15 protein-coding genes and 1 tRNA gene are annotated in these 19,121 nt (G+C 63.2%); 11 read left to right on the top strand and 5 right to left on the bottom strand.

The features are described from left to right. The first annotated feature begins 63 nt into the window (after positions 1 to 63). Positions 64 to 1,089 (top strand): glutamate cyclase domain-containing protein, encoded by a 1,026-nt coding sequence (locus tag WD012_RS00515; protein WP_339561866.1) that lies wholly within the window; start codon positions 64 to 66, stop codon positions 1,087 to 1,089. Positions 1,090 to 1,111: 22 nt separating this feature from the next. Here WD012_RS00515 and WD012_RS00510 read toward each other — a convergent pair whose 3' ends face one another. Continuing rightward, complete coding sequence (locus WD012_RS00510) at positions 1,112 to 1,477, bottom strand: hypothetical protein (RefSeq protein ID WP_339561865.1); 366 nt, start codon at positions 1,475 to 1,477, stop codon at positions 1,112 to 1,114. Positions 1,478 to 1,746: 269 nt separating this feature from the next. Between WD012_RS00510 and WD012_RS00505 the strand changes: the two genes are divergently transcribed. From WD012_RS00505 to WD012_RS00495, 3 genes are all read left to right on the top strand, one after another. Continuing rightward, positions 1,747 to 3,213 (top strand): serine hydrolase domain-containing protein, encoded by a 1,467-nt coding sequence (locus tag WD012_RS00505; RefSeq protein WP_339561864.1) that lies wholly within the window; start codon positions 1,747 to 1,749, stop codon positions 3,211 to 3,213. Positions 3,214 to 3,572: 359 nt separating this feature from the next. Next, positions 3,573 to 5,909 (top strand): alpha-L-arabinofuranosidase C-terminal domain-containing protein, encoded by a 2,337-nt coding sequence (locus tag WD012_RS00500; RefSeq protein ID WP_339561863.1) that lies wholly within the window; start codon positions 3,573 to 3,575, stop codon positions 5,907 to 5,909. Between the two features lie 252 nt (positions 5,910 to 6,161). Next, complete coding sequence (locus WD012_RS00495) at positions 6,162 to 7,355, top strand: SLC13 family permease (protein ID WP_339561862.1); 1,194 nt, start codon at positions 6,162 to 6,164, stop codon at positions 7,353 to 7,355. A gap of 211 nt (positions 7,356 to 7,566) precedes the next feature. Here the strand turns inward: WD012_RS00495 and WD012_RS00490 are convergent. Then, a tRNA-Arg gene (locus WD012_RS00490) sits at positions 7,567 to 7,640 on the bottom strand. Positions 7,641 to 7,974: 334 nt separating this feature from the next. Here WD012_RS00490 and WD012_RS00485 point away from each other — a divergent pair. From WD012_RS00485 to WD012_RS00475, 3 genes are all read left to right on the top strand, one after another. Further along, on the top strand, positions 7,975 to 8,658 hold the full coding sequence (locus WD012_RS00485; RefSeq protein ID WP_339562085.1) for an ABC transporter ATP-binding protein: 684 nt from the start codon (positions 7,975 to 7,977) through the stop codon (positions 8,656 to 8,658). 92 nt (positions 8,659 to 8,750) lie between these two features. Then, positions 8,751 to 9,992, top strand: a complete 1,242-nt coding sequence (locus WD012_RS00480; RefSeq protein WP_339561861.1) for a COG1361 S-layer family protein — start codon at positions 8,751 to 8,753, stop codon at positions 9,990 to 9,992. After that, on the top strand, positions 9,989 to 11,473 hold the full coding sequence (locus tag WD012_RS00475) for an ABC transporter permease (protein ID WP_339561860.1): 1,485 nt from the start codon (positions 9,989 to 9,991) through the stop codon (positions 11,471 to 11,473). Before WD012_RS00480 ends, WD012_RS00475 begins: the two co-directional genes overlap by 4 nt. A 70-nt stretch (positions 11,474 to 11,543) precedes the next feature. Here WD012_RS00475 and WD012_RS00470 read toward each other — a convergent pair whose 3' ends face one another. Continuing rightward, positions 11,544 to 13,463: a 1-deoxy-D-xylulose-5-phosphate synthase gene (locus WD012_RS00470; protein ID WP_339561859.1), complete on the bottom strand. Its 1,920-nt coding sequence runs from the start codon at positions 13,461 to 13,463 to the stop codon at positions 11,544 to 11,546. A 219-nt stretch (positions 13,464 to 13,682) separates the two neighbouring features. On the opposite strand from WD012_RS00470, the gene purE reads away from it, so the two are divergent. From purE to WD012_RS00455, 3 genes are all read left to right on the top strand, one after another. Beyond that, positions 13,683 to 14,180 carry a 5-(carboxyamino)imidazole ribonucleotide mutase gene (gene purE / locus WD012_RS00465; protein WP_026502227.1) on the top strand — a complete coding sequence of 166 codons (498 nt, stop codon included), beginning with the start codon at positions 13,683 to 13,685 and terminating at the stop codon, positions 14,178 to 14,180. Next, positions 14,164 to 15,333 carry a 5-(carboxyamino)imidazole ribonucleotide synthase gene (purK, locus tag WD012_RS00460; protein ID WP_339561858.1) on the top strand — a complete coding sequence of 390 codons (1,170 nt, stop codon included), beginning with the start codon at positions 14,164 to 14,166 and terminating at the stop codon, positions 15,331 to 15,333. The genes purE and purK overlap by 17 nt, the downstream gene beginning before the upstream one ends. A 235-nt stretch (positions 15,334 to 15,568) precedes the next feature. Next, a complete protein-coding gene (locus WD012_RS00455) occupies positions 15,569 to 15,973 on the top strand; it encodes a Fur family transcriptional regulator (RefSeq protein WP_339561857.1) in 405 nt (134 codons plus the stop codon). A gap of 151 nt (positions 15,974 to 16,124) precedes the next feature. Here WD012_RS00455 and tnpB read toward each other — a convergent pair whose 3' ends face one another. Both tnpB and WD012_RS00445 read right to left on the bottom strand, forming a co-directional pair. Beyond that, positions 16,125 to 17,321, bottom strand: coding sequence for an IS607 family element RNA-guided endonuclease TnpB (tnpB, locus tag WD012_RS00450; protein WP_422614322.1), 1,197 nt, complete (start codon positions 17,319 to 17,321; stop codon positions 16,125 to 16,127). Beyond that, a complete protein-coding gene (locus WD012_RS00445) occupies positions 17,308 to 17,898 on the bottom strand; it encodes an IS607 family transposase (protein ID WP_339561856.1) in 591 nt (196 codons plus the stop codon). Before WD012_RS00445 ends, tnpB begins: the two co-directional genes overlap by 14 nt. Positions 17,899 to 18,187: 289 nt before the next feature. On the opposite strand from WD012_RS00445, the gene WD012_RS00440 reads away from it, so the two are divergent. Beyond that, complete coding sequence (locus tag WD012_RS00440) at positions 18,188 to 19,111, top strand: metal ABC transporter solute-binding protein, Zn/Mn family (RefSeq protein WP_339561855.1); 924 nt, start codon at positions 18,188 to 18,190, stop codon at positions 19,109 to 19,111. Positions 19,112 to 19,121 lie beyond the last annotated feature (10 nt).

Raw genomic sequence — 19,121 nt, 5'->3', positions numbered from 1 at the left:
CAGGCATGACATACGGCGTTCGACCGATTTGACCGGCCGGGCGCCGATAGGAGAGGAGCGGACATGACGGAAACGATGCAATACAACCAAGCAGGACATGTCAATCGGCAATCGGATACGTTCCATACCGGCCGTGGCAGTGCGGCGCACCATGGCGGCATCAGCCCTGCCGCCCGCATCGCAAGCTGGCGGTGGAAACCGCGCGTCGCGCACATCCAGAATGCCGCTGCGGCGGATGTAGGCCGGGGCAGCGAAACCATGATGACCTTCGCGCGCGGCGACCTGTTCCATGCCGCCAGGTGGCTCAAATCCGGCGGCCACAAGGCCATGGTCGTCACCGGGTTCTACATTCCGCAGGCCGAGCGGCCGGCCGCAGAATCGGATGGTCCCGCCGGGGCGGTCGAGCTGTGCGAGGCGCTACGGGCCATTGGTTCGGACGCCTGGCTGGTCAGCGATGAGCCGTGCGAGCCGGTTATCCGCGCAGGGGCCTCGTCGCGACTGCCCGAAGACCATGTGGCCATCGCGCCTGCGGATGCAGAACACTTCGACCAGTGGATTGACGCGATGCGCGGGCTTGCCGATCATCACGGCATCGACACCGTCATCTACATCGAGCGCGTCGGGCCTGCGCGCGACGGAAACCCACGCAATATGCGGGGTTTTGATATCGACCGGTGGACCGCCCCGCTCAGCCGGCTCACCGGGCTGGGCTTGCATGTGATCGGCATCGGCGACGGCGGCAACGAGATCGGCATGGGCAGGCTGGACTCCATCGTCATCGAGGATGTCGTCGAGCATGGCGAGCGTATCGCCTGCACGGTTCCCGCGGACGAGCTGATCGTCTCCGGCACGTCGAACTGGGGCGGCCATGCGCTGGTGTGCGCGATGTACGCGATGGGCTGCCGTCGGGCGGCGCCGCTGCTTGACGTCGCGTGGCATCGGGCGGTGCTGGCGGATGTCGCGCGCGCCGGCGGGCTTGACGGGGTCACGATGCGTAACACCCCGACGGTCGACGGCCTGAGCGAGGAACGCTACTACCGCCAGATTCGCATGATGTCCGACATCGCGCGCGGGCATCACCACCGGTGACCTGCCCCGGATCGTTCGGCGGTCAATGGTATCGCCGAACGAACGGCGTGCGGGGCGGCAGCAGGTCAGCAGCCCGTTTCCTCGTCACGATGCGTGCAGATCGCGGCGAAGCGGCAGGCGAGCCGCCGGGCCGCGGCAGAGTTGTCACGGTCTGCACGCCTTCCATACGCCACGACTTGGTCCCAGTCGAATCCGTCAGCTTCGATATCGGCCTTCTGGCGGGCATCCCATTGTTCGATATCCGCTTGCGCGATCTCAGGGTGGAATTGCAGGCCCCATGCGCATGGCCCGATACGATGCCGCTGTCAAGACCGTATTCGGCGAACCATGGGGCCAGACGGCGCAACGATGCATGGGCGTCGTGCCCGATGGCCAACGCTTGCGGCATGGGATCTTCTTCCTGCCGCGCATCCTGCCAGCCCGTCCTTGCCGGGTTGCGCGTGAGCGGATGATGGAACCATACGTCCCCTATTGTTTCTCGAATTGATGTTCCGGATATGTGCAGGCTGTAACATGAGCGCAATCGGCGATGCCATGGCCCACAGAGCCGGAACGTTTCATAGACGGGAGAACGATATGACGCAGTTGATGCCATCGGAATCGACACCAGATGGGGTGTCTGCGGTCCAAGGGCGGACGGCGGCGGAAAGTTCGGCAATGGCAGCCCCTGCCGCAGGAGGTATCGAGACGGGGTGGCTCGACGGTTTGCTGCATACCGCGTTGCGCCAGTACGCGGTGCCCGGGGCCGTATGCGGCGTGCTGATGCCCGGGCGTCGCGGGGCGCATCCCCACGGTGACGAGACGGATTGCGGCCTTGACATGTCATGCGCGCATGCCGGTGTGGTCAGCATGGCCACACAATACCCGGTGTTGCCGGATACGCTGTTCCAGATCGGCTCAATCAGCAAGATCTGGACCACGGTGCTTGCCATGCAGCTCATCGATGAGGGCAAGCTGTCTTTGGCGACGCGGGTGGTCGATGTGCTGCCTGATTTCTCGATCGCCGGTGCGCCGGATTCAACCAAGGGGTGCACCATCCGACACCTCATGTGCCATATCAGCGGCATCGAGGGGGACGCTTTCCCCGATCTCGGCCGAGACGATGACGCGGTGGCGCGATATGTGCGGTATATCGGCGGGTTCCCGGCCCGGACCGAGCTCGGAGGCCCGCTGAGCTACTCGAACGGGGCGTTCGTGATACTGGGCCGCGTGGTTGAGGTATTGCGCGGCATGACTTGGGATGAGGCCATCCAACGGTATATCGCGCGACCGATGGGCCTGCATGACGTGTGCACCCTGCCGGAGGATGTGCTGCTGCATTCCAGCGCGCTGGGGCATCACCGGGCGGTAGCCACGAACGTGCCGGTGTTCCCCGCCCCGGTCGAGCCGACGGATATCTGGCAGTTGCCGCGATGCACGGGGCCATGCGGGTCCGTGTCCTGCTCGATTCATGATCTGCTCGCGTTCGCCTCGTTGTTCCTCAACGGCGGCGTGGCGCCGAACGGTACCCGGATCCTGTCAGCTGCCGCGGTACGGCAGATGCTGACCATGCAGGTGAGTCTGGCGGACCAGGGCGTGGAGAATCTCGGTTGGGCGTTGGGATGGCAGATACCGAATTGGGGAAGCGAGCGTGCCGTCGGCCATGGTGGCGCCACAGAAGGCCAACGTGCCGGCATCGTGCTGTTCCCTGATCGCCGGATGATCATCGCCACGTTGACGAATGCGGATGCCGGGACGGAGATGGCCGCGCATATCGCGGCATGTGTCGCCGGACGCGCCGGGCTTGGACAGAAAACCGTGCCTCAGCCAGTGCCGATAGCGGATGATGTCATCCCTGATGACCGCAAAGACTCGATTATCGGGGTGTATGAACGGCATGGCGAGCATATCGAGTTTCGCGCGGGAGGCCCCACAGGCGTGTTGGCGATGATCGACCCGGATGATGACGACGGGCCCAACGGTGTGCGTCTCGTGCTGCCGCTGCATCGTACGGCGCAAGGATTCTATGCGTTACGGCGCCCGGATGAACGGGGACTCACGGAAATCGCATTTCTTGACGGTGCCGATGGAACGCATTATGTGGCGTGCGGGCACCGGGTCACCCCGCGTGTGCGGATGCATTGACATCGTGCATGGGCTCTCGCACGGTGTCGGCGATGTGACTGTCATATCTGGCGGTGCAAGCTGCCTTCACGGTTCATCTTGGTAGGGAGGGCGGCTCCTCACCCCATCACCATGCCGGATATCATCGCACCTGTGTGTGAACCGGCAGATGGGTGCGCAGAGGTGTGTGATGCCGGGCGGCGGTGATGCTAGCTTCGCGGACAGCGCCATGATCTACGCTCTCGGTGCATTCCGCACGTCGCCCTTACGCTTTCCGGCGTACGCCTCGCCACTGTGAGAACATGCGCGACGCGCAACCCGCCGTGTGCTACCGGGAAAATCGTATCGTTTCGCCTACGATGGGAACCATGGTCACGGTTATGGTGGGTCCGGCGTCGCATCCGGTCAGCGGGCGGCTGTATGGCGTGTTTCTCGAGGACATCAACATGTCGGTCGACGGCGGCTTGAACGCCAACATGGTCAATAACTACAGTTTCGACGGCGTCTATCTGCGGCATCGCAGCATGCGCGCGCGTGGCGCGGACCGGTGGCGTACCGAGGCCGACCCCCTGCGGTTCTGGCGGTTCAACGGGGTTGATGCGACGAGCTGTGGCACACAGATCCGCGGCGAGCACGGCCAACGGGTTGAAACCGAATGTCCGGCGCCACCGCTGCACCGCAATAGCAGGTATGTGCGCATCTCATTACCGGCGGGGCAGGACCATGCAAGCATTGAGAACCTCGGCTATACCGCCGGCGGCGAGCATGCCGGGGATTGCGCGATGGCGATCGCCCAAGGGCATCGTTACGATTTCGGCGTGTACGTGCGTCCGGTTGCCGGGACAGTGGGGCTGAGGGTCAGCGTCGTCGACGCCGGGGGAGTGCCGTTGACGAATCTTGTGACCTTGTCCTGCGGCACCGCGCTGATGGTGCCGGACCGGTATACCGACGACGGTGAAGGCGACGACGGTGCGAACGATGCCATCGGCGATTCCGCCGGCGTCGAAGACGTCCCGGATTCTTCCGGCATACCCCCGGCAGGCGGATGGATTCACCTGACCTGCACGCTTAGCGGACTGGTGTCGGGAGTGGGAAAACTGCATATCGGTCTGGGGCCGCTTCCGCAGGGTGCTGATACGGCCGAGTCCGATATCCCGACCCCGGGCGATGGCAGTGCCGCCGCTCCCGCCGCGCCGGCTTCGGATACCATCCTCGATCTGGACTGTGTCAGCCTCATGGATGCAGACACCTGGGGTGCGGGCGACCCCAAATGGCGGTACGGCAGGTTCCGCCGCGACCTAGTCGAAGCCATCGCGGCGCTCAAACCCGCGTTCCTGCGGTTCCCAGGCGGCTGCATCACCGAGGGCGTCACGCCGGGCAACGAGTACCGTTGGAAAGACACGGTTGGAGTCTTGTATGCGCGTCGTCAGCAATACAATATGTGGGCGTTCCGCATGCCGGACGGTTCAAGCTATTCGCAGAGCTACCAGATCGGCTTCTACGAGTATTTCTGCCTGTGCGAGGATCTGGGCGCCAAACCGCTGCCGACCCTGTTCGCGGGCATGACCTGCCAGTCGCCGTACCGCGACCCGCAGTCCATTCCTGTGGACAGCGAGTATTTCCATGATGTGGTGGTCCAGGATTATCTTGATCTCATCGAATTCGCCAATGGTGATCCGGATACCAGCCAGTGGGCGCGTGTCCGGCGCGATATGGGGCATCCGGCGCCGTTCGGCCTCGACATGATCGGCATCGGCAACGAGAATTACGGCGAAGGGTATATGGAACGGTTCGATGCCATCGCCAAGGCGATTCACGAACGCTATCCGTCGATTCTGTGCGTGATGAGCGCCGGACTGTTCCCGTACCGCCTGTCGATGCGCCGGGCGTGGAATCATGCGCGTGACATCGCCGCCGGGCGTGGCGAGATGCTGTCGGCATGTGATCCGCCGCTCGCCGGCAGCAGGATCATCGTGGACGAGCACTCCTACCACACGCCTGAATGGTTCGCCTCGCAAGCCCGCCGGTACGACAGGTATCCACGTGATTCCGCCGGCGTGATGGTCGGGGAGTATTCGGCGAACGGGTATCTCGCGGGGCGCAAGCAGGACAACGCGCACGCCAACACATGGGCTTCCGCGCTCGGCGAGGCGGCGTTCCTCACGGGGTGCGAGCGCAACAGCGACGTGGTGCGCATGACATCGTATGCACCGCTGCTCGCACGCGTGCCGGGCAAAGGATGGATGCAGAACCTCATCGAATTCGACGCGCGCACGGTGATGCCGACGCTCAACGCCGAAGTGGAGCGGCTATTCGCCACGCATATCGGCCCGATGGCCTATGAGTGCGAGCTGGGCGATATCGGGCATGCCCGCGCCGGCAAGGCGGTGACGGATCGGCTGTTCGTATGCGCCACCGGCGATGAGTCGACCAGATTCATCAAGCTGGTCAATACCGGTGGCGACCGTATCGATGTCACGCTTGACATCTCTTTCGGCTTGCGGTCGTTGGGGGCGCGGTCCCGTCGTGATTCGTGCCGGTTGCGCGTGGTGCGTCTGTGCGCCGCGCCCGAGGCGCGCAATGTGCTTGGGACCGACGGCGTGTCGCATGGTGCTGCGGAACGTCGTGAGGACACCTTCGCGATGGCCGGGCCTCCGGTGCGGTTCGCGTTGGGGCTGCCCGCCTATTCGGTGACGGTGGTGACGGTGTCGTTGTGACACGCGAGTGACGCATGCCGTCCCCGGTGTCGTTCCGTTCCGACCGGTCGGCTTTATTCTCGCGTGTGAACGGCGGCATATCGGCAATACTGGCGCATTTGCCGCCGACGTTTTCGACGATGGTCGGAGCAATCCGCGCGAACACGCCGTCTTTGGCTTCAGCCTGCCGGATTTCCCCGCTAAGATAAGGCATGTCGCGCGTGCGACATGTTGAATTCACCTAGGGTTCAACTCAAGTTCACGGAGGACTGGATGCGGCGTTGGTTGCTTGAAGTGGTCAAGAGTGAGACGATTCTCATCGTCGCTACGGTCCTTGCGATCATATCCTGTTTCGTGGTGCCCCCGGATGCCGAGTATCGCAGCTATGTGCATACCAAGACGATCGCCCAGCTGGTGTGTCTGATGCTGGTGGTGTGCGGATTCCAGCGTATCGGCGTGTTCCGCATGGTCGGCTCGCGTCTGCTGCGCATGGTGCGCACCCAGCGCGGTGTGGTGCTGGTACTGGTGTCGCTCACGTATTTTTCCTCGATGCTGATTACTAATGATGTCGCGCTGGTCACGTTCATCCCGTTCGCGATTTCCGTGCTCACGATGGCGGGTATGGAAGCGTCAGCCGTGCTGGTGGCGACGCTGATGACCGTGGGGGCGAATGTCGGCAGCATGCTCACCCCGGTGGGCAACGCGCATAACCTGTACCTCAAAGCGTTGTCCGGCATACCGACCGGAAAATTCCTCGGCATCATGGCCCCGTATTCCTTCGTCGCCGCGGTATTGCTGATTGTGGTGATTTCGGTGGCGTTCGGTGGCAAGAAAGTAAGCCGGTTCGCTGATCTTGACGGGGAGGATATCGAACGCGGGGTGCTTGCCCCTCAGCCTGACCAGCCGCAGCCTGACGAGATCCGCTTGACTGGCTATGGTGCCGGCCATGGCGGCTGGCGCGTGTGGGTGTATGCGGCGCTGTTCCTGCTGTGCCTGCTGGTGGTCAGCGACTTGGTGCCGATCTGGGTGATGTGCGTCGTAGTCTTCGGCGTGTTCCTGTTCGCAGATCGCAAGGCGTTCCGGAAGGTCGACTGGGGGTTGCCGCTGACCTTCATCATGTTCTTCATTTTCATCGGCAACATGAAGCGCGTACCGGCGTTCTACTCGCTGGCGGCGTCCCTAGTGGGCGGCCATCCGCTCGAGGTGGCGGTCGTGTCCAGCCAGATCATGAGCAATGTGCCGACGACGATTCTGCTATCGGGCTTCTGCGATGATTGGACGCATCTGATCATCGGCACGAACCTGGGCGGCATGGGCACGCTGATCGCTTCGATGGCGTCCTTGGTCTCGTACAAGAACGTGACCCGGCGCTACCCGGACAAAAAAGGCCGCTACCTTGCCGTGTACAGCGCGGTCAACGTGCTGTTCCTCGTGGTGCTGGTCGGCCTGTCGTGGATCATCGACTGACTTGGGCGCGCTACTGACCTGCCCGCCCTACTGACCTGCGCGTAACCTTCCCAAACCGTCTACGCTCACAGCCGTCTGAGCGTAGACAGTTTGGGGAAGCGAATGCGTGGGATAGCTGGTTGCACGGGGTGGTTGCGTTGGGGCGGTTGCGTTGCGTGACCGCGATGACGGTTGATGCAGCAGTGCTACCGTGAAGACCTTGATGGAAAAGTGACCCCGGTCGGATTCGAACCGACGACCTTGAAATTAGAAGTTTCCTGCTCTATCCAACTGAGCTACGGGGCCGTAAGACAACGTGTGCCATTATAGCAGCCATAGGGACGTGCGCCCGCCGCCCGCCATACGGCATGCCGGCGGCATCGGCAGGTGGCGTATGGGGGTGTTCGGGCATATACTCGGATGAATACTTGAAGTGATGAACGCGGCACCGCTGTGTTGAGGGGCCGCGAGATGAGAAGGGACGCCTATGGCTTGGCTCGCGTCGCCACCACCTACGGCCAAAACGGATGCATCGATTGCATCGGATGCGTCGGCAGTGCCGGATGTCTCGGGCGCGCTCGCGACTCCGGCTCCTCGGCCCGCACGGCACAACGACACGCACCCCACCTTCGGACGCCCGATGATCGAAGTGCGCAACCTGCGCAAGGAATACGTCATGGGCACCGAACGCGTCGTAGCCCTCGACCGGATCAACCTCACGATCGCGCACGGCCAGATCTGCTGCATCTACGGTGAATCCGGTTCAGGTAAATCCACGCTGCTCAACCAGCTTGCCGGCATGGAACGCCCGACGCGTGGGGGCGTGCGTATCGGCGGCATCGTCGTCTCGCGGCTCGACGAGCGCGAACTCGCCGAATTCAGGCAAAAGCACATCGGTTTTGTCTTCCAGTCCTACAATCTGCTCCCCGGGCTCAACGCCGTCGAAAACGTCGCGATGCCGCTCATGTTCCGCGGGGTGCCGCGCGAGGAGCGCGAAGCCAGGGCGCGGGCGATGCTCAGGCGCGTCGGGCTTGGCAAGCGTCTGAACCATTACCCCTCACAGATGTCCGGCGGCCAGCAGCAGCGTGTCGGCATCGCCCGCGCGTTCGTCACCCGCCCGCAAGTCGTGTTCGCCGACGAGCCGACCGGCAATCTTGATTCCAAGACGAAAAACGACATTATGGACATGATTCGTGATTTCGCCCGCGAGAATGGCCAGACCATCGTGCTGGTCACGCATGACGAGCATATGGCCGCCTACGCGGACCGCATCGTCACCTTGTTGGACGGGCGTATCGTCCACGACACCGAGCAAGACGAATAGGCCGATACCACGCGCAGCCGGGCGCCCCGCGTCAATCGCACCGCACATTCCTCAACAGTCAAGTTTTCCGAAAACGAGAGAGAAAGACCACCATGAACCGTCCCCGAACCATCGTCGTCAAGCCGATTATCGCGCTCATCGCGCTCGCCGTCCTGATTGTGGCCTGTGTGTCCGCACCCGTCTGCGCGATGGCGTCCGGCCGAGCCGCCGCGGCGGCAGCCGATACCATCGTCGCCGGGGATGCCGGAACCCGGCACGCCACACCCGTTGACGACACCGACCAGAATGCTGGCGGCGATTCCGGACAGAGCGCAGCCCCCATCGCCGGCCCGGTGCCGAATGTCATCATCACGAATTTCACCTACGGTGACGGTTCCGTTCCGGCCGGTGGCAAGTTCGACCTCGGATTCTCCTTCCAGAACAAGGGGGCGGTGGCTGTCCAGAATATGGTCATCAGTGTGGATGGTGGTGACGGGCTGACCATTGCCGGCGGCACGAACACCTTCTACGTGCCCCAGCTGGCCGCGGGCGCGACACAAAGTCAGACCGTGCCGATGCAGGCCCTGATTGACGCGAAAAGCGGCGCGCAGGCCGTGGTCGTGAGTTTCCGCTACGAATACGTGGACGCTGGCCAGCGCAGCTCCAACAGTGTGGACGAGAAGATCTCCGTGCCGGTCAGCCAGCCCGACCGCTTCCAGATCAACGACCCCGTCATCCCCGACGACGCACAGAACGGCCAGGAAAGCACCATCACCCTCGCCTATGTGAACAAAGGCAAAGGTGACATTTCGAACGTCGAAGCAACGATGGACGGCAAAGGCTTCGATACCGTGTCAAAGACGCAGTACCTCGGCAATGTCGCCTCCGGTGGCAGCGGAACCATCGCCTACGCGTTCACACCCACGGACAGCGGGGATTTGGACGCGAAAATCACCGTTACGTATGAGGATTCCGACGGCCAGCAGAAAACCAAGGAATTCCCGGTCAAACTCACGGTCGCCGACCCCGCTCCCGCCATGGACGACACCGCGGCGGACATGCAGGACGAGCAGCCAAGTATGCCTGTCTGGCTGCTGCCCACGGTCGCGGTCGTTGTGGTTGTGGCGATTATCGTGATTGTGATGCTGGTGAAGCGTCACCGCAAGAAGAAGCGTTCTGCCATGGACGAGCAGTGGGATGACTGGCAGGACGGCCAGGACAGCCAGGATGGCCGGGACAGCGACGACGTGCCGGGAACCACCCAGGGGCACACCTCCGAACAGCCCGCCACGGATGATGCCGATCGGCAGGCTCCCACCGAGGTGATTGCCCCGCAGCCGGGGGAGCGCTCATGAGATTCTCCGACCTCGTGCACCTGTGTCGGCAGAACCTGTTCCGCCACAAATCACGTACCATACTCACTGTGCTCGGCGTGGTAGTGGGCTGCTGCTCCATCGTCACCATGGTCTCGCTCGGCAGCGGCATCGACGAACAGAACAAGCAGATGCTCGCCTCGATGGGCGATCTGACCATCATCACCGTCACCGGTGCGAACAGTACCGGCGGCATGCAGGTTGCCGGCCCTATGGGGATGTCTGACAGCTCCGGCACGGCGACCGAGCGGCTCGACGACAAGGCTGTCAAGGATTTCCGCTCGTTGCAGTACGTCGCTGCAGCCACCGGCCACATCACCTACCCGTCGGCGAGCCTGACCGCAGGCCCCGCCAACCGGTACACCAACGATGTCGGGACGATTGAGGCCATCGACATGGACCAGTTCGACGCTATGGGGTACAAGCTGGTCTCCGGGCACAAACCGGAGCGTCAGGGCGAGGTGCTTGCCGGGCAGTACACGGCATACGATTTCGCGGATAGTTTGCGCCCCGAAGGCGACAACTACCGGGTGGCACCGATGAATGTCGCCGAATCCTGCACCGCCGAGGAGCGCGCCAACGGCTGCCGGGACAAGTCGGACGTACAGGACCCGTTCTTCAATATCCTTACGACCAAAATCACCGTGGCTGCCGCACCCTCCGACGATTCCGGGAGCACGTCGTCATCGTCCACCGCCACCACGACGGATAATACGGCATCGGCTTCCGGCTCCGGCGCACAAATCCAGGTTTCCGGGCTGCTCAAGGAGGATTACGGCAAAGGGCCGGCCACATCTTCCGGTCTGCTCATGGACATCGGCATGTTGAAGGACCTTGTCGCGAAAATCCAGCCGAATGCGGCGACGAGCTCGCTGGCGTATGATTCGGCGCTCGTGCGCGTGCAGGACATCGACCATGTCGCCGATGTCGAATCCCAGATCAGGACGATGGGGTTCACGACCTCCTCGAGCCGGGACATGCTGGACTCGCTTAAAGAGCAAACCCGCTCGATCCAGCTGATTCTGGGCGGTATCGGTGCGGTCGCGCTGCTGGTCGCCGCCATCGGCATCGCCAACACCATGGTCATGTCCGTCACCGAGCGGGTGCGTGAAATCGGCATCATGAAAGCGCTCGGCTGCACGGTCCATGACATCCGAGCGATGTTCCTCGTGGAAGCCGGTGCGATCGGCGTGATTGGCGGCGTGATTGGCTGCCTGGTGAGTGCGTTGATTTCCCTGGCAATCAATCTCATCCGGTATGGGGGCGTCAGCGCGGAACACCTGCAGTGGGCGATCCTGGGCAACGGGACCGGCGACGAGGCGGCGCGGGTCTCGGTGATTCCATGGTGGCTGTACGTGTTCGCCATCGCCTTCGCCACACTGATCAGCCTGATTTCCGGGTTCGGTCCGGCGAACAAGGCGGTGCGCGTGCCCGCCCTCGACGCCATCAAATCAAACCAGTAGGCCGGCGCGATCCGGGTTGTCACAGCAACCCGGAAAGACGAACCCGCAAAGGCGCTACCGGCAAAGAAAGCTACCGCAATGCGGCGCGGATGGCCTGCTCGACCTGCGGCGCGGTCAGCCCGTAGCGCTCGTACAGGTCGCGCGCGGGCACGCGGTCGGTGAACTCCTTGGCTGCCCCGAAGTTCAGCACGCGCATGCGCTCGCCGCCATCTGCCGGCAGCAGCGCGTCCCGGTTCTCCCGGTTCGCGTAATACCAAGTCACCTGCTCGCCCCAACCGCCGGACAGCTGCGCATCCTCAAGCGTGACGACCAGTGAATGACGTCCGCGCAACGCCTCAAGGCATGCGGTGTCGAGGCTTGTGCACTGCTGCGGGTCAATGACGGTCGCGTCGATCGCCGCCGTCCCGTCATCGCGAGATTCTGCCAGATTCGTCGCGATACGCTCGGCCAGCGGATACATGTTGCCCAAGCCGAGAATCGCGACATCTGAGCCCTGCCGGGTCACCCGGTACCGGGCGAACGGTGTGTCGGCATTGCCGGCATCGCCCTTCGTGCGCGCTTCGTCCGTATCGCCGAAATACCGCGGATATGCGCCGCCATAAGCCGCTGCCGCCCGTTCGGCCGCAAGAATCGGCTCGCCCGGCACGCGGATCGCGACCGCGCCATGGTCGCGCGATGTCGTCGACCAGTCGAGCATGGCAAGGAACGCGTCCCCGCTCGTCGGCGTCAGATATGTCAGGTCGGGGATATTCGCGAACATCGGGATGTCGAAGGCCCCGGAATGCGTGTTATCGGCGCCGGAAATGCCCGCCCCGAACACGAGGAGCGTCACCGGCGTCCCGTTGAGCGACAGCTCCTGCTGCAACTGGTCGAAGGTGCGTTGGAAGAAGGTCGCGCTGGTTGCGAGCACCGGTGTGCCGCCGGCTTTCGCGATACCCGAGGCGAACGCGACCGCATGCTCCTCGGTGATGCCGGTATCCACGTAATGGGCGCCTGCCCGCTCACGGAACTCACGCGTGATGCCGTTCGACCCTGGGGTGGCGGGGGAGATGGCCACAAGTCCCGGCTCGCTGGCGAACCGTGGTTCCAGCCGCGCCATCGCCAGCTGCCCGTAGTGCTTGCGCGCGCCGAGCGGATTGCCTTGGGTCGCGAGCGGGTCCTGCCAGTGGTTGGCTTCACAGCGGCCTTCCTTTACGCCGGCGGCAGCATCCTCGGCGTCAAGCCCCAGCCCTTTGGCGGTATGGATATGGATGACGATCGGGTGGTCGATATCCTTGACTTGGCTGAACGCATCCACGAGCGCGGCCACATCGTTGCCGTCCTCGACATACCGGTAGTCAAGGCCGAACGCGTTGAAGATATTGGGCTGTGAGGTGCCGCCGGATGCGCGCAGCCGGGCGAGCTGCCCGTACATGCCGCCGAAATCCTCGGCGATGGACATCTCGTTGTCGTTGACGACGATGATCATATTCGTGCCCTGCTCGGCCGCGTTGTTGAGCCCCTCGAACGCGATGGCGCTGCTCAGCGATCCGTCGCCGATGACGGCGATCACATTGCGCGTGCCGCTCGTGCCGTCAAGCCCGCCCATGAGGTCGCGGGTTTTCGCGAGCCCGCACGCCAGCGAAATCGAGGTGCCGGTGTGGCCGAGCACGAACATGTCATGTTCGCTTTCCTTGGGGTTCGTGAACCCGGTCACCGTGCCGAACAGCCGTTCGTCCATATAGGCGGGAGCCCTCCCGGTGAGCATCTTGTGCACGTAGCTTTGGTGGGAGACGTCGAAGACGATTTTGTCGAGCGGCGAATCGAACACGCGGTGCAGGGCCACGGTCGCCTCCACCATGCCGAGGTTCGAGCCGATATGCCCGCCGTGCAGTTTGCCGTACCGCACCAGCGTCGTGCGGATTTCCTGGCACAGGGCCGGCAGATCCTTGGAATCAAGCGCTTTCACGTCGGCGGGGCTAGAAATATGCTCCAGAAAACCGCCAACCATACGCTTGCTCCTTCCGTTTGTCCCAAATTTGAGATTGTAGACTACGCGCGGCGCAATGATTGAGGGCGGCGAAAATACCCCCAGTTTCTTCGTAAATCGCATGCGCGATGATTGTACTGCATATCTGTGCCGTATATCCAAGGTGGTTGCACGGCTGTTTTTCGAAGCCGTTGCGTAGAGTGGTTCCATGCGTCCACTCTGTCCGATCTGGAGGTAGGAATGGCTGAAGAAACGCCGCAAGTTGCTGTGATTATGGGTTCGGCGAGCGATTGGGAGACCATGAAGCACGCCTGTGAAATGCTTGACCAGTTCAAAGTGCCGTACATGAAGCAGGTGATCTCCGCCCACCGTACGCCTGAGCTCATGGCGGATTTCGCGCATTCCGCGCGTGACAAGGGTATCAAGGTCATTATCGCCGGCGCCGGCGGGGCAGCCCATCTGCCCGGTATGGTCGCCGCGCAGACCACGTTGCCGGTCATCGGCGTGCCGGTGCGCTCGCATGCGCTGTCCGGCTGGGATTCCTTGCTGTCCATCGTGCAGATGCCCGGCGGTATCCCGGTCGCCACGACGGCGGTCGGCAATTCCGGCGCCACGAACGCGGGCCTGCTGGCCGTGAGCATCCTGAGCATCACCGACGGGCGTCTGGCCGACGAACTCAAAGCGTATCGCGAGAGCCTCAAGGAGAAGGTGGCACAGTCCAATGCCGAGCTTGTCTGAGGAAACCAACGGCCGTATCAAGTATCTGGAACCGGGTTCGACGATTGGCATCGTCGGCGGCGGCCAGCTGGGCCGCATGATGGCCCTGTCCGCACGCCAGATGGGTTTCCGTATCGGAGTGCTCGACCCGACCCCTAGCTGCCCGACCGCCCAGGTGGCCGATTTCCAGGTGACCGCCGAATACGACGATGTCACAGCGATCCGCGAGCTTGCCGAACGCAGCGATGTGCTCACCTACGAGTTCGAGAACGTCGACGCGGATGCGCTCGATGACGTGCGCGACCTGGTGGCCATCCCGCAGGGCACTGATTTGCTGCGCGTGACCCAGGACCGCGTCCATGAGAAGACCTTCATCAACGAGCACGGCACGGCGACCGCCCCGTGGCGGCAGGTCGACAGCATCGACCAGCTTGAGGCCGCGCTCGGCGAAATCGGTTATCCGTCGGTGCTCAAAACCCGTACCGGCGGCTATGACGGTCACGGCCAGACCGTGCTGCACGGGCCGGACGATTTCGCCCAGGTGCGCGAGCGGGCGCAGCGCGAGGGCATGTTCCCGCCGTCCATTCTGGAAGGTTTCGTCGATTTCGCGTTCGAGGCCTCGATTCTGGTTGCCGGCAACGGGCATGATTACGTGACCTTCCCGATGGTGCGCAACGAACATCGCAACAACATCCTGCATATGACGATCGCCCCGGCGGCCGTCTCGCAGGAGGTGGAGCGCGAGGCGCATGAGCTTGCCGTCAGGCTGGCGAAAGGTTTTGAACTCTCCGGTATTCTCGCGATCGAGCTGTTCGTCACCAGGGACGACCATGTGATTGTCAACGAGCTGGCGCCGCGCCCGCATAATTCCGGGCATTACACCATCGAGGCGTGCTCCTCGAGCCAGTTCAACGAGCATATCCGCGGGATCGCCGGCTGGCCGCTGCCCAAGCCGCGGCTGCTCAGCCCGGCCGTCATGGTCAATGTGCTCGGCCAGCATGTGGCGCCGACGCGCGCGCTCATCCCCGAGCACCCCGAATGGCATCTGCATGATTACGGCAAGGCCGAAGTGCGGCACGACCGCAAGATGGGGCATATCACCGTGTTGTGCGATGACACCCAGGCGGCGGTCGAGGCGCTCGAGGCGACGGGCTGCTGGGACGATTTGCGCTGAACCGCGCTGAGCCGCTGATTGCGGTGGGTTGGGCTGTTGTTGATGGCCCTGTTCGACGGCCGGCATACTGGAGACGGTATGCCGGCCGTCGGCGTACCGGGCTTGCCGCGGGCGTGGGTTGGTTGTACTATCGCGGTGCAAGTTCGTCGTTTCGTTGACTGGCCGCCTGCGCGGCCGGGTTTTGCGATGGGCTGGCATGGTTGTTCAAAGATTCGCTACAGTAGAGGGCATGGATATGGCTGAGCATGGCGTCGCACGGCACACGCGGCAGAAGGATGCGCTGTTGCAGCAGTTGCGTGCGTGCGAGGGCTTCGTTTCGGCGCAGGAACTGCACCGGCGGCTCACCGATTCCGGGGCGTCCGTAGGGCTGGCGACGGTGTACCGGCAGCTCAATTCGCTGGCGGAATCCGGCGCGGTGGACACCGTGCGCTTGGACGGGCAGCAGATGTTCCGTATCTGCGATGACGATTCGCATCATCATCACCTGATTTGCAGCGGCTGCGGCAAGACCATCGAGATCGAGCCTCCGGATATGGAGTGGATGCGGCAGGTCGCCCGCTCCCACGGTTTCAAGATCAACTCGCACACCCTCGAGATCTTCGGCCTGTGCGCCGACTGCCAAAAGAAGCGAGCCGCCTGACCGACCGGGCGTTACCGTTGTAAGCATGTTGGTTATTGTTAACCTGTGCTTACATGCCCCGGTTGCCCGGGGCAGCTCCAAGTCTCACGGCATTCGCATGCCCGCTTGGTTCGCGTTTCACAGAGGTCTGCGTCGCCTCGGCCAAGCCGGGTCATCTTACATCCCCTCCACGCGCGTTTAGGGTCTCCGGGGCACTCCCGGCGACCATGATGTTGATGGCCGCGTTCAGGTCGCGGTCCATGGTCATGCCGCACTCGTCGCAACGGTAGACACGCTCACTCAGAGGCAGTTTGGCTTTCACTGTCCCGCAGCGGTGGCATGTCTTGCTGCTTGGATACCACCGGTCGATGACATGCAGTCTCGTGCCGGCGCGTGCGGTCTTGTATTCGAGTTGACGGCGGAATTCGCCGAAATCCGCGTCGAGGACATGCTTGGCGAGACTGTGGTTGCGGGTCATGCCCTGCACATTAAGGTCCTCGATGCTGATGTCGGGGTAGGTCACCGCGAGCCATGTGGTGAGTTTGCCGATACGGTCGGCGCGTTGCGCGGCGATACGGGCGTAAATGCGTTGCACACGGTCCAGCGCCTTGCGCCACCGGTTCGACCCGCGTCCATGGTTCGTATCCTTGTCGCGGCGGCTCAGCGTCCGCTGGGCGCGGCGGAGCCTGCGCTGTGCGCGGTCATACCCGTGCGGGTTGGGGAATATGGTGCCGTCGGACAGGGTCGCGAGGGTCTTGACACCCAGATCCACGCCTACCGGATAGTCACGGCGGCGTGTTTTCGCCATGGGGCGGGTGTCGGGCTGTTGTTCCACGGTGAGCGCCGCATACCATGCGCCCGCCCGGCGGCTGACGGTCATGCGCACGATACGCCTGCCGTGTACGAGTCTTGCGGTGTTCTCCATGCAGTGGACGCGCCCGATGCGCGGCAGACGCAGGGCTTTCGGGTCGCCGTCGATAAGCCCGAAGCTCCCGGTCGTGTACGCGAACCGGGGAATGCTCGTCCTCTTCGACTTGTATTTCGGCCAGCCCACCCGGCGCCCGCCGCGCCGGCCCTTGCGGCTGTCCGCCCAGTTTTTCAACGCTTGGGACAGCCATTCGAAGGCGCTGTTGTACGCCTCCTTGCTGTTCTCCCGCCACCATGGGGCGATCTCGTCCTTCCATTCGTTCCACCAGCGGCGCATCGCGTACATCGTCCAGTCCGGGTGCTCGCCGAGGGACAATTGCCGGCGGACATGGGAAAGCATGAGATTGTACGCGAACCGGGCGGCCCCGGCATGGCTTGCGAGCAGCCGCGCCTGCCGGGGCGTGGGGTCGAGCCTGACCTTGACGGCCTCATACGCGGTCATCGCGTATCGCCTCCAACGCTTTTTCCGCGCGATGTTTGGCGGAGCGGCGCCCGTACAGGCGGGCGCAGAACGAGGTCAGCACCTCGGTCATGTCGCGTACCAGATCGTCGTCGAGTTCGGTGTCGTCCACGATGACGAGCCTGCGCCCGGACGCCTCCAATGCGCTTTCGATGAGTCCCGCGTTCATGCGGGCGAGCCGGTCCCGGTGTTCCACGATGAGCGTGGTGACGGTCGGGTCTTTGAGCAGGCGGTTGAGTTTGCGGCGCCTGTCATTCATTCCGGACCCGATTTCGGTGACTACTTGCGTGTCGTTGACGCCGAGGTTGACGGCGAACGCCTTGAGCCGGTCGACTTGCCGTTGCAGGTCGTCTTTCTGGTCGCCGGAGCTGACCCGCGCGTAGCATACGGTGCGTCCCACGGCCGTGGGCGTGGGTATGGTCTCGTATTTTGGGTCGTGGATGAGCCACATGCCGGTGGGCGTATGCTCCACCGGGACGGGCATCCTGCCCTCCCTGCACCATTTCCACACGGTATACGGGTTGAGGTGTTCCCGCTCCGCCCATTCGCGAACCTGCATGCCATCAATGATAGCATACGATACGCAATGATAAACAACTCATATACCTACAGATGAATGCCCCTCGACTGTCTCATCGCGGACACACGGGTGTTCTTTTCCGCTCGGAGCTGCACGTCGCTCAGCGTCGATAGACGGTTGTGCATGGCTTGTTGCAAGGAATCCTTGGTACCAGCCTGCTTTTCGACACGCTGTAATTGATAATAATTATCATTAACGATAATCTGGTCTGGTCATCGGATGCGGCGATTGCCGCATCGCGTCACCGAAGAGAAGATCAGGAGCAGACATGACAGCAACCGGAACATATCGACGGATCGCCCGGGCGGCGGCATGCATCGCGGCAGCGGGATTGGTCGTCGCCATGGGGGCGTGTGGCTCGCGCGAATCAGCCGGAACGGCCTCATCCAACGCGTCGGGAACCCTTAACGTGGTCGCCAGCATCAACCAGTGGGGCTCGGTCGCGGGCGAGATCGGCGGCTCCCACGTCAAGGTGACCAGCATCATCAACAGCACCGCGGTCGAAGCGCACGATTACGAGCCGACCAGTGCCGACATCGCCGCCATGGCGAAGGCGGACGTCATCATCGTCAACGGTGCCGGATATGACAGCTGGGCCACGAAAGCCGCGTCATCCACCAAGGCGCAGGTCGTGAACGCGGCCGAAAGCGGCGGCAAGCATGACGGCGACAACCCCCACGTCTGGTTCTCCGCAGCCGTGCGCACGGCGGCTGCCAAGGCGATCGCCGCAGCATACCAGCACAGCGATGCCGCCCACGCCGAGGAATACGCCAAGCAGCTCAAGGCGTGGCAAGACAAGGAGAAGACCTTGGAATCGGCCATCGCCGAGGCGAAGCAGCGGCTCGATGGCAAGAAATATGCGGCCACCGAGTCCGTGGCCGCATATCTGGCCGCTGATCTGGGATTGACGGATGCCACGCCGGCCGGATACGCGCAAGCGGTCGCCAACGAAAGCGAACCTGCCTCCGGCGATGTCACTGCATTCAGCAAGCTGCTCCAGGCCGGTTCGGTGGCGTTGCTGGTAGTCAACACCCAGGAATCCAACGCCACGACCAAGCAGCTGACCACCGCCGCCGGCCAAGGGGGCGTGCGGGTGGTGGAACTCACCGAGCAGATGCCCAAGCAATACAGCACGCTGACCGATTGGATGACCGCGCTGGTCGCATCGTTCGCAACAGCCGGGAAGGCCTGAGCCGGCATCA

This window comes from Bifidobacterium thermophilum (assembly GCF_037482445.1).
Classification (GTDB): Bacteria; Actinomycetota; Actinomycetes; order Actinomycetales; family Bifidobacteriaceae; genus Bifidobacterium; species Bifidobacterium thermophilum_B.
The sequence above is the reverse complement of the archived record's forward strand: the minus strand, read 5'-3'. Positions and strand labels throughout refer to the sequence as shown.

Excerpts from the sequence above, each read along its gene's own strand:
- WD012_RS00515 (WP_339561866.1), top strand. The coding sequence starts at position 64 with ATGACGGAAACGATGCAATACAACCAAGCAGGACATGTCAATCGGCAA.
- WD012_RS00510 (WP_339561865.1), bottom strand. The coding sequence starts at position 1,477 with ATGCCGCAAGCGTTGGCCATCGGGCACGACGCCCATGCATCGTTGCGC.
- WD012_RS00505 (WP_339561864.1), top strand. The coding sequence starts at position 1,747 with ATGGCAGCCCCTGCCGCAGGAGGTATCGAGACGGGGTGGCTCGACGGT.
- WD012_RS00500 (WP_339561863.1), top strand. The coding sequence starts at position 3,573 with ATGGTGGGTCCGGCGTCGCATCCGGTCAGCGGGCGGCTGTATGGCGTG.
- WD012_RS00495 (WP_339561862.1), top strand. The coding sequence starts at position 6,162 with ATGCGGCGTTGGTTGCTTGAAGTGGTCAAGAGTGAGACGATTCTCATC.
- WD012_RS00485 (WP_339562085.1), top strand. The coding sequence starts at position 7,975 with ATGATCGAAGTGCGCAACCTGCGCAAGGAATACGTCATGGGCACCGAA.
- WD012_RS00480 (WP_339561861.1), top strand. The coding sequence starts at position 8,751 with ATGAACCGTCCCCGAACCATCGTCGTCAAGCCGATTATCGCGCTCATC.
- WD012_RS00475 (WP_339561860.1), top strand. The coding sequence starts at position 9,989 with ATGAGATTCTCCGACCTCGTGCACCTGTGTCGGCAGAACCTGTTCCGC.
- WD012_RS00470 (WP_339561859.1), bottom strand. The coding sequence starts at position 13,463 with ATGGTTGGCGGTTTTCTGGAGCATATTTCTAGCCCCGCCGACGTGAAA.
- purE (WP_026502227.1), top strand. The coding sequence starts at position 13,683 with ATGGCTGAAGAAACGCCGCAAGTTGCTGTGATTATGGGTTCGGCGAGC.
- purK (WP_339561858.1), top strand. The coding sequence starts at position 14,164 with ATGCCGAGCTTGTCTGAGGAAACCAACGGCCGTATCAAGTATCTGGAA.
- WD012_RS00455 (WP_339561857.1), top strand. The coding sequence starts at position 15,569 with ATGGCTGAGCATGGCGTCGCACGGCACACGCGGCAGAAGGATGCGCTG.
- tnpB (WP_422614322.1), bottom strand. The coding sequence starts at position 17,321 with ATGACCGCGTATGAGGCCGTCAAGGTCAGGCTCGACCCCACGCCCCGG.
- WD012_RS00445 (WP_339561856.1), bottom strand. The coding sequence starts at position 17,898 with ATGCAGGTTCGCGAATGGGCGGAGCGGGAACACCTCAACCCGTATACC.
- WD012_RS00440 (WP_339561855.1), top strand. The coding sequence starts at position 18,188 with ATGACAGCAACCGGAACATATCGACGGATCGCCCGGGCGGCGGCATGC.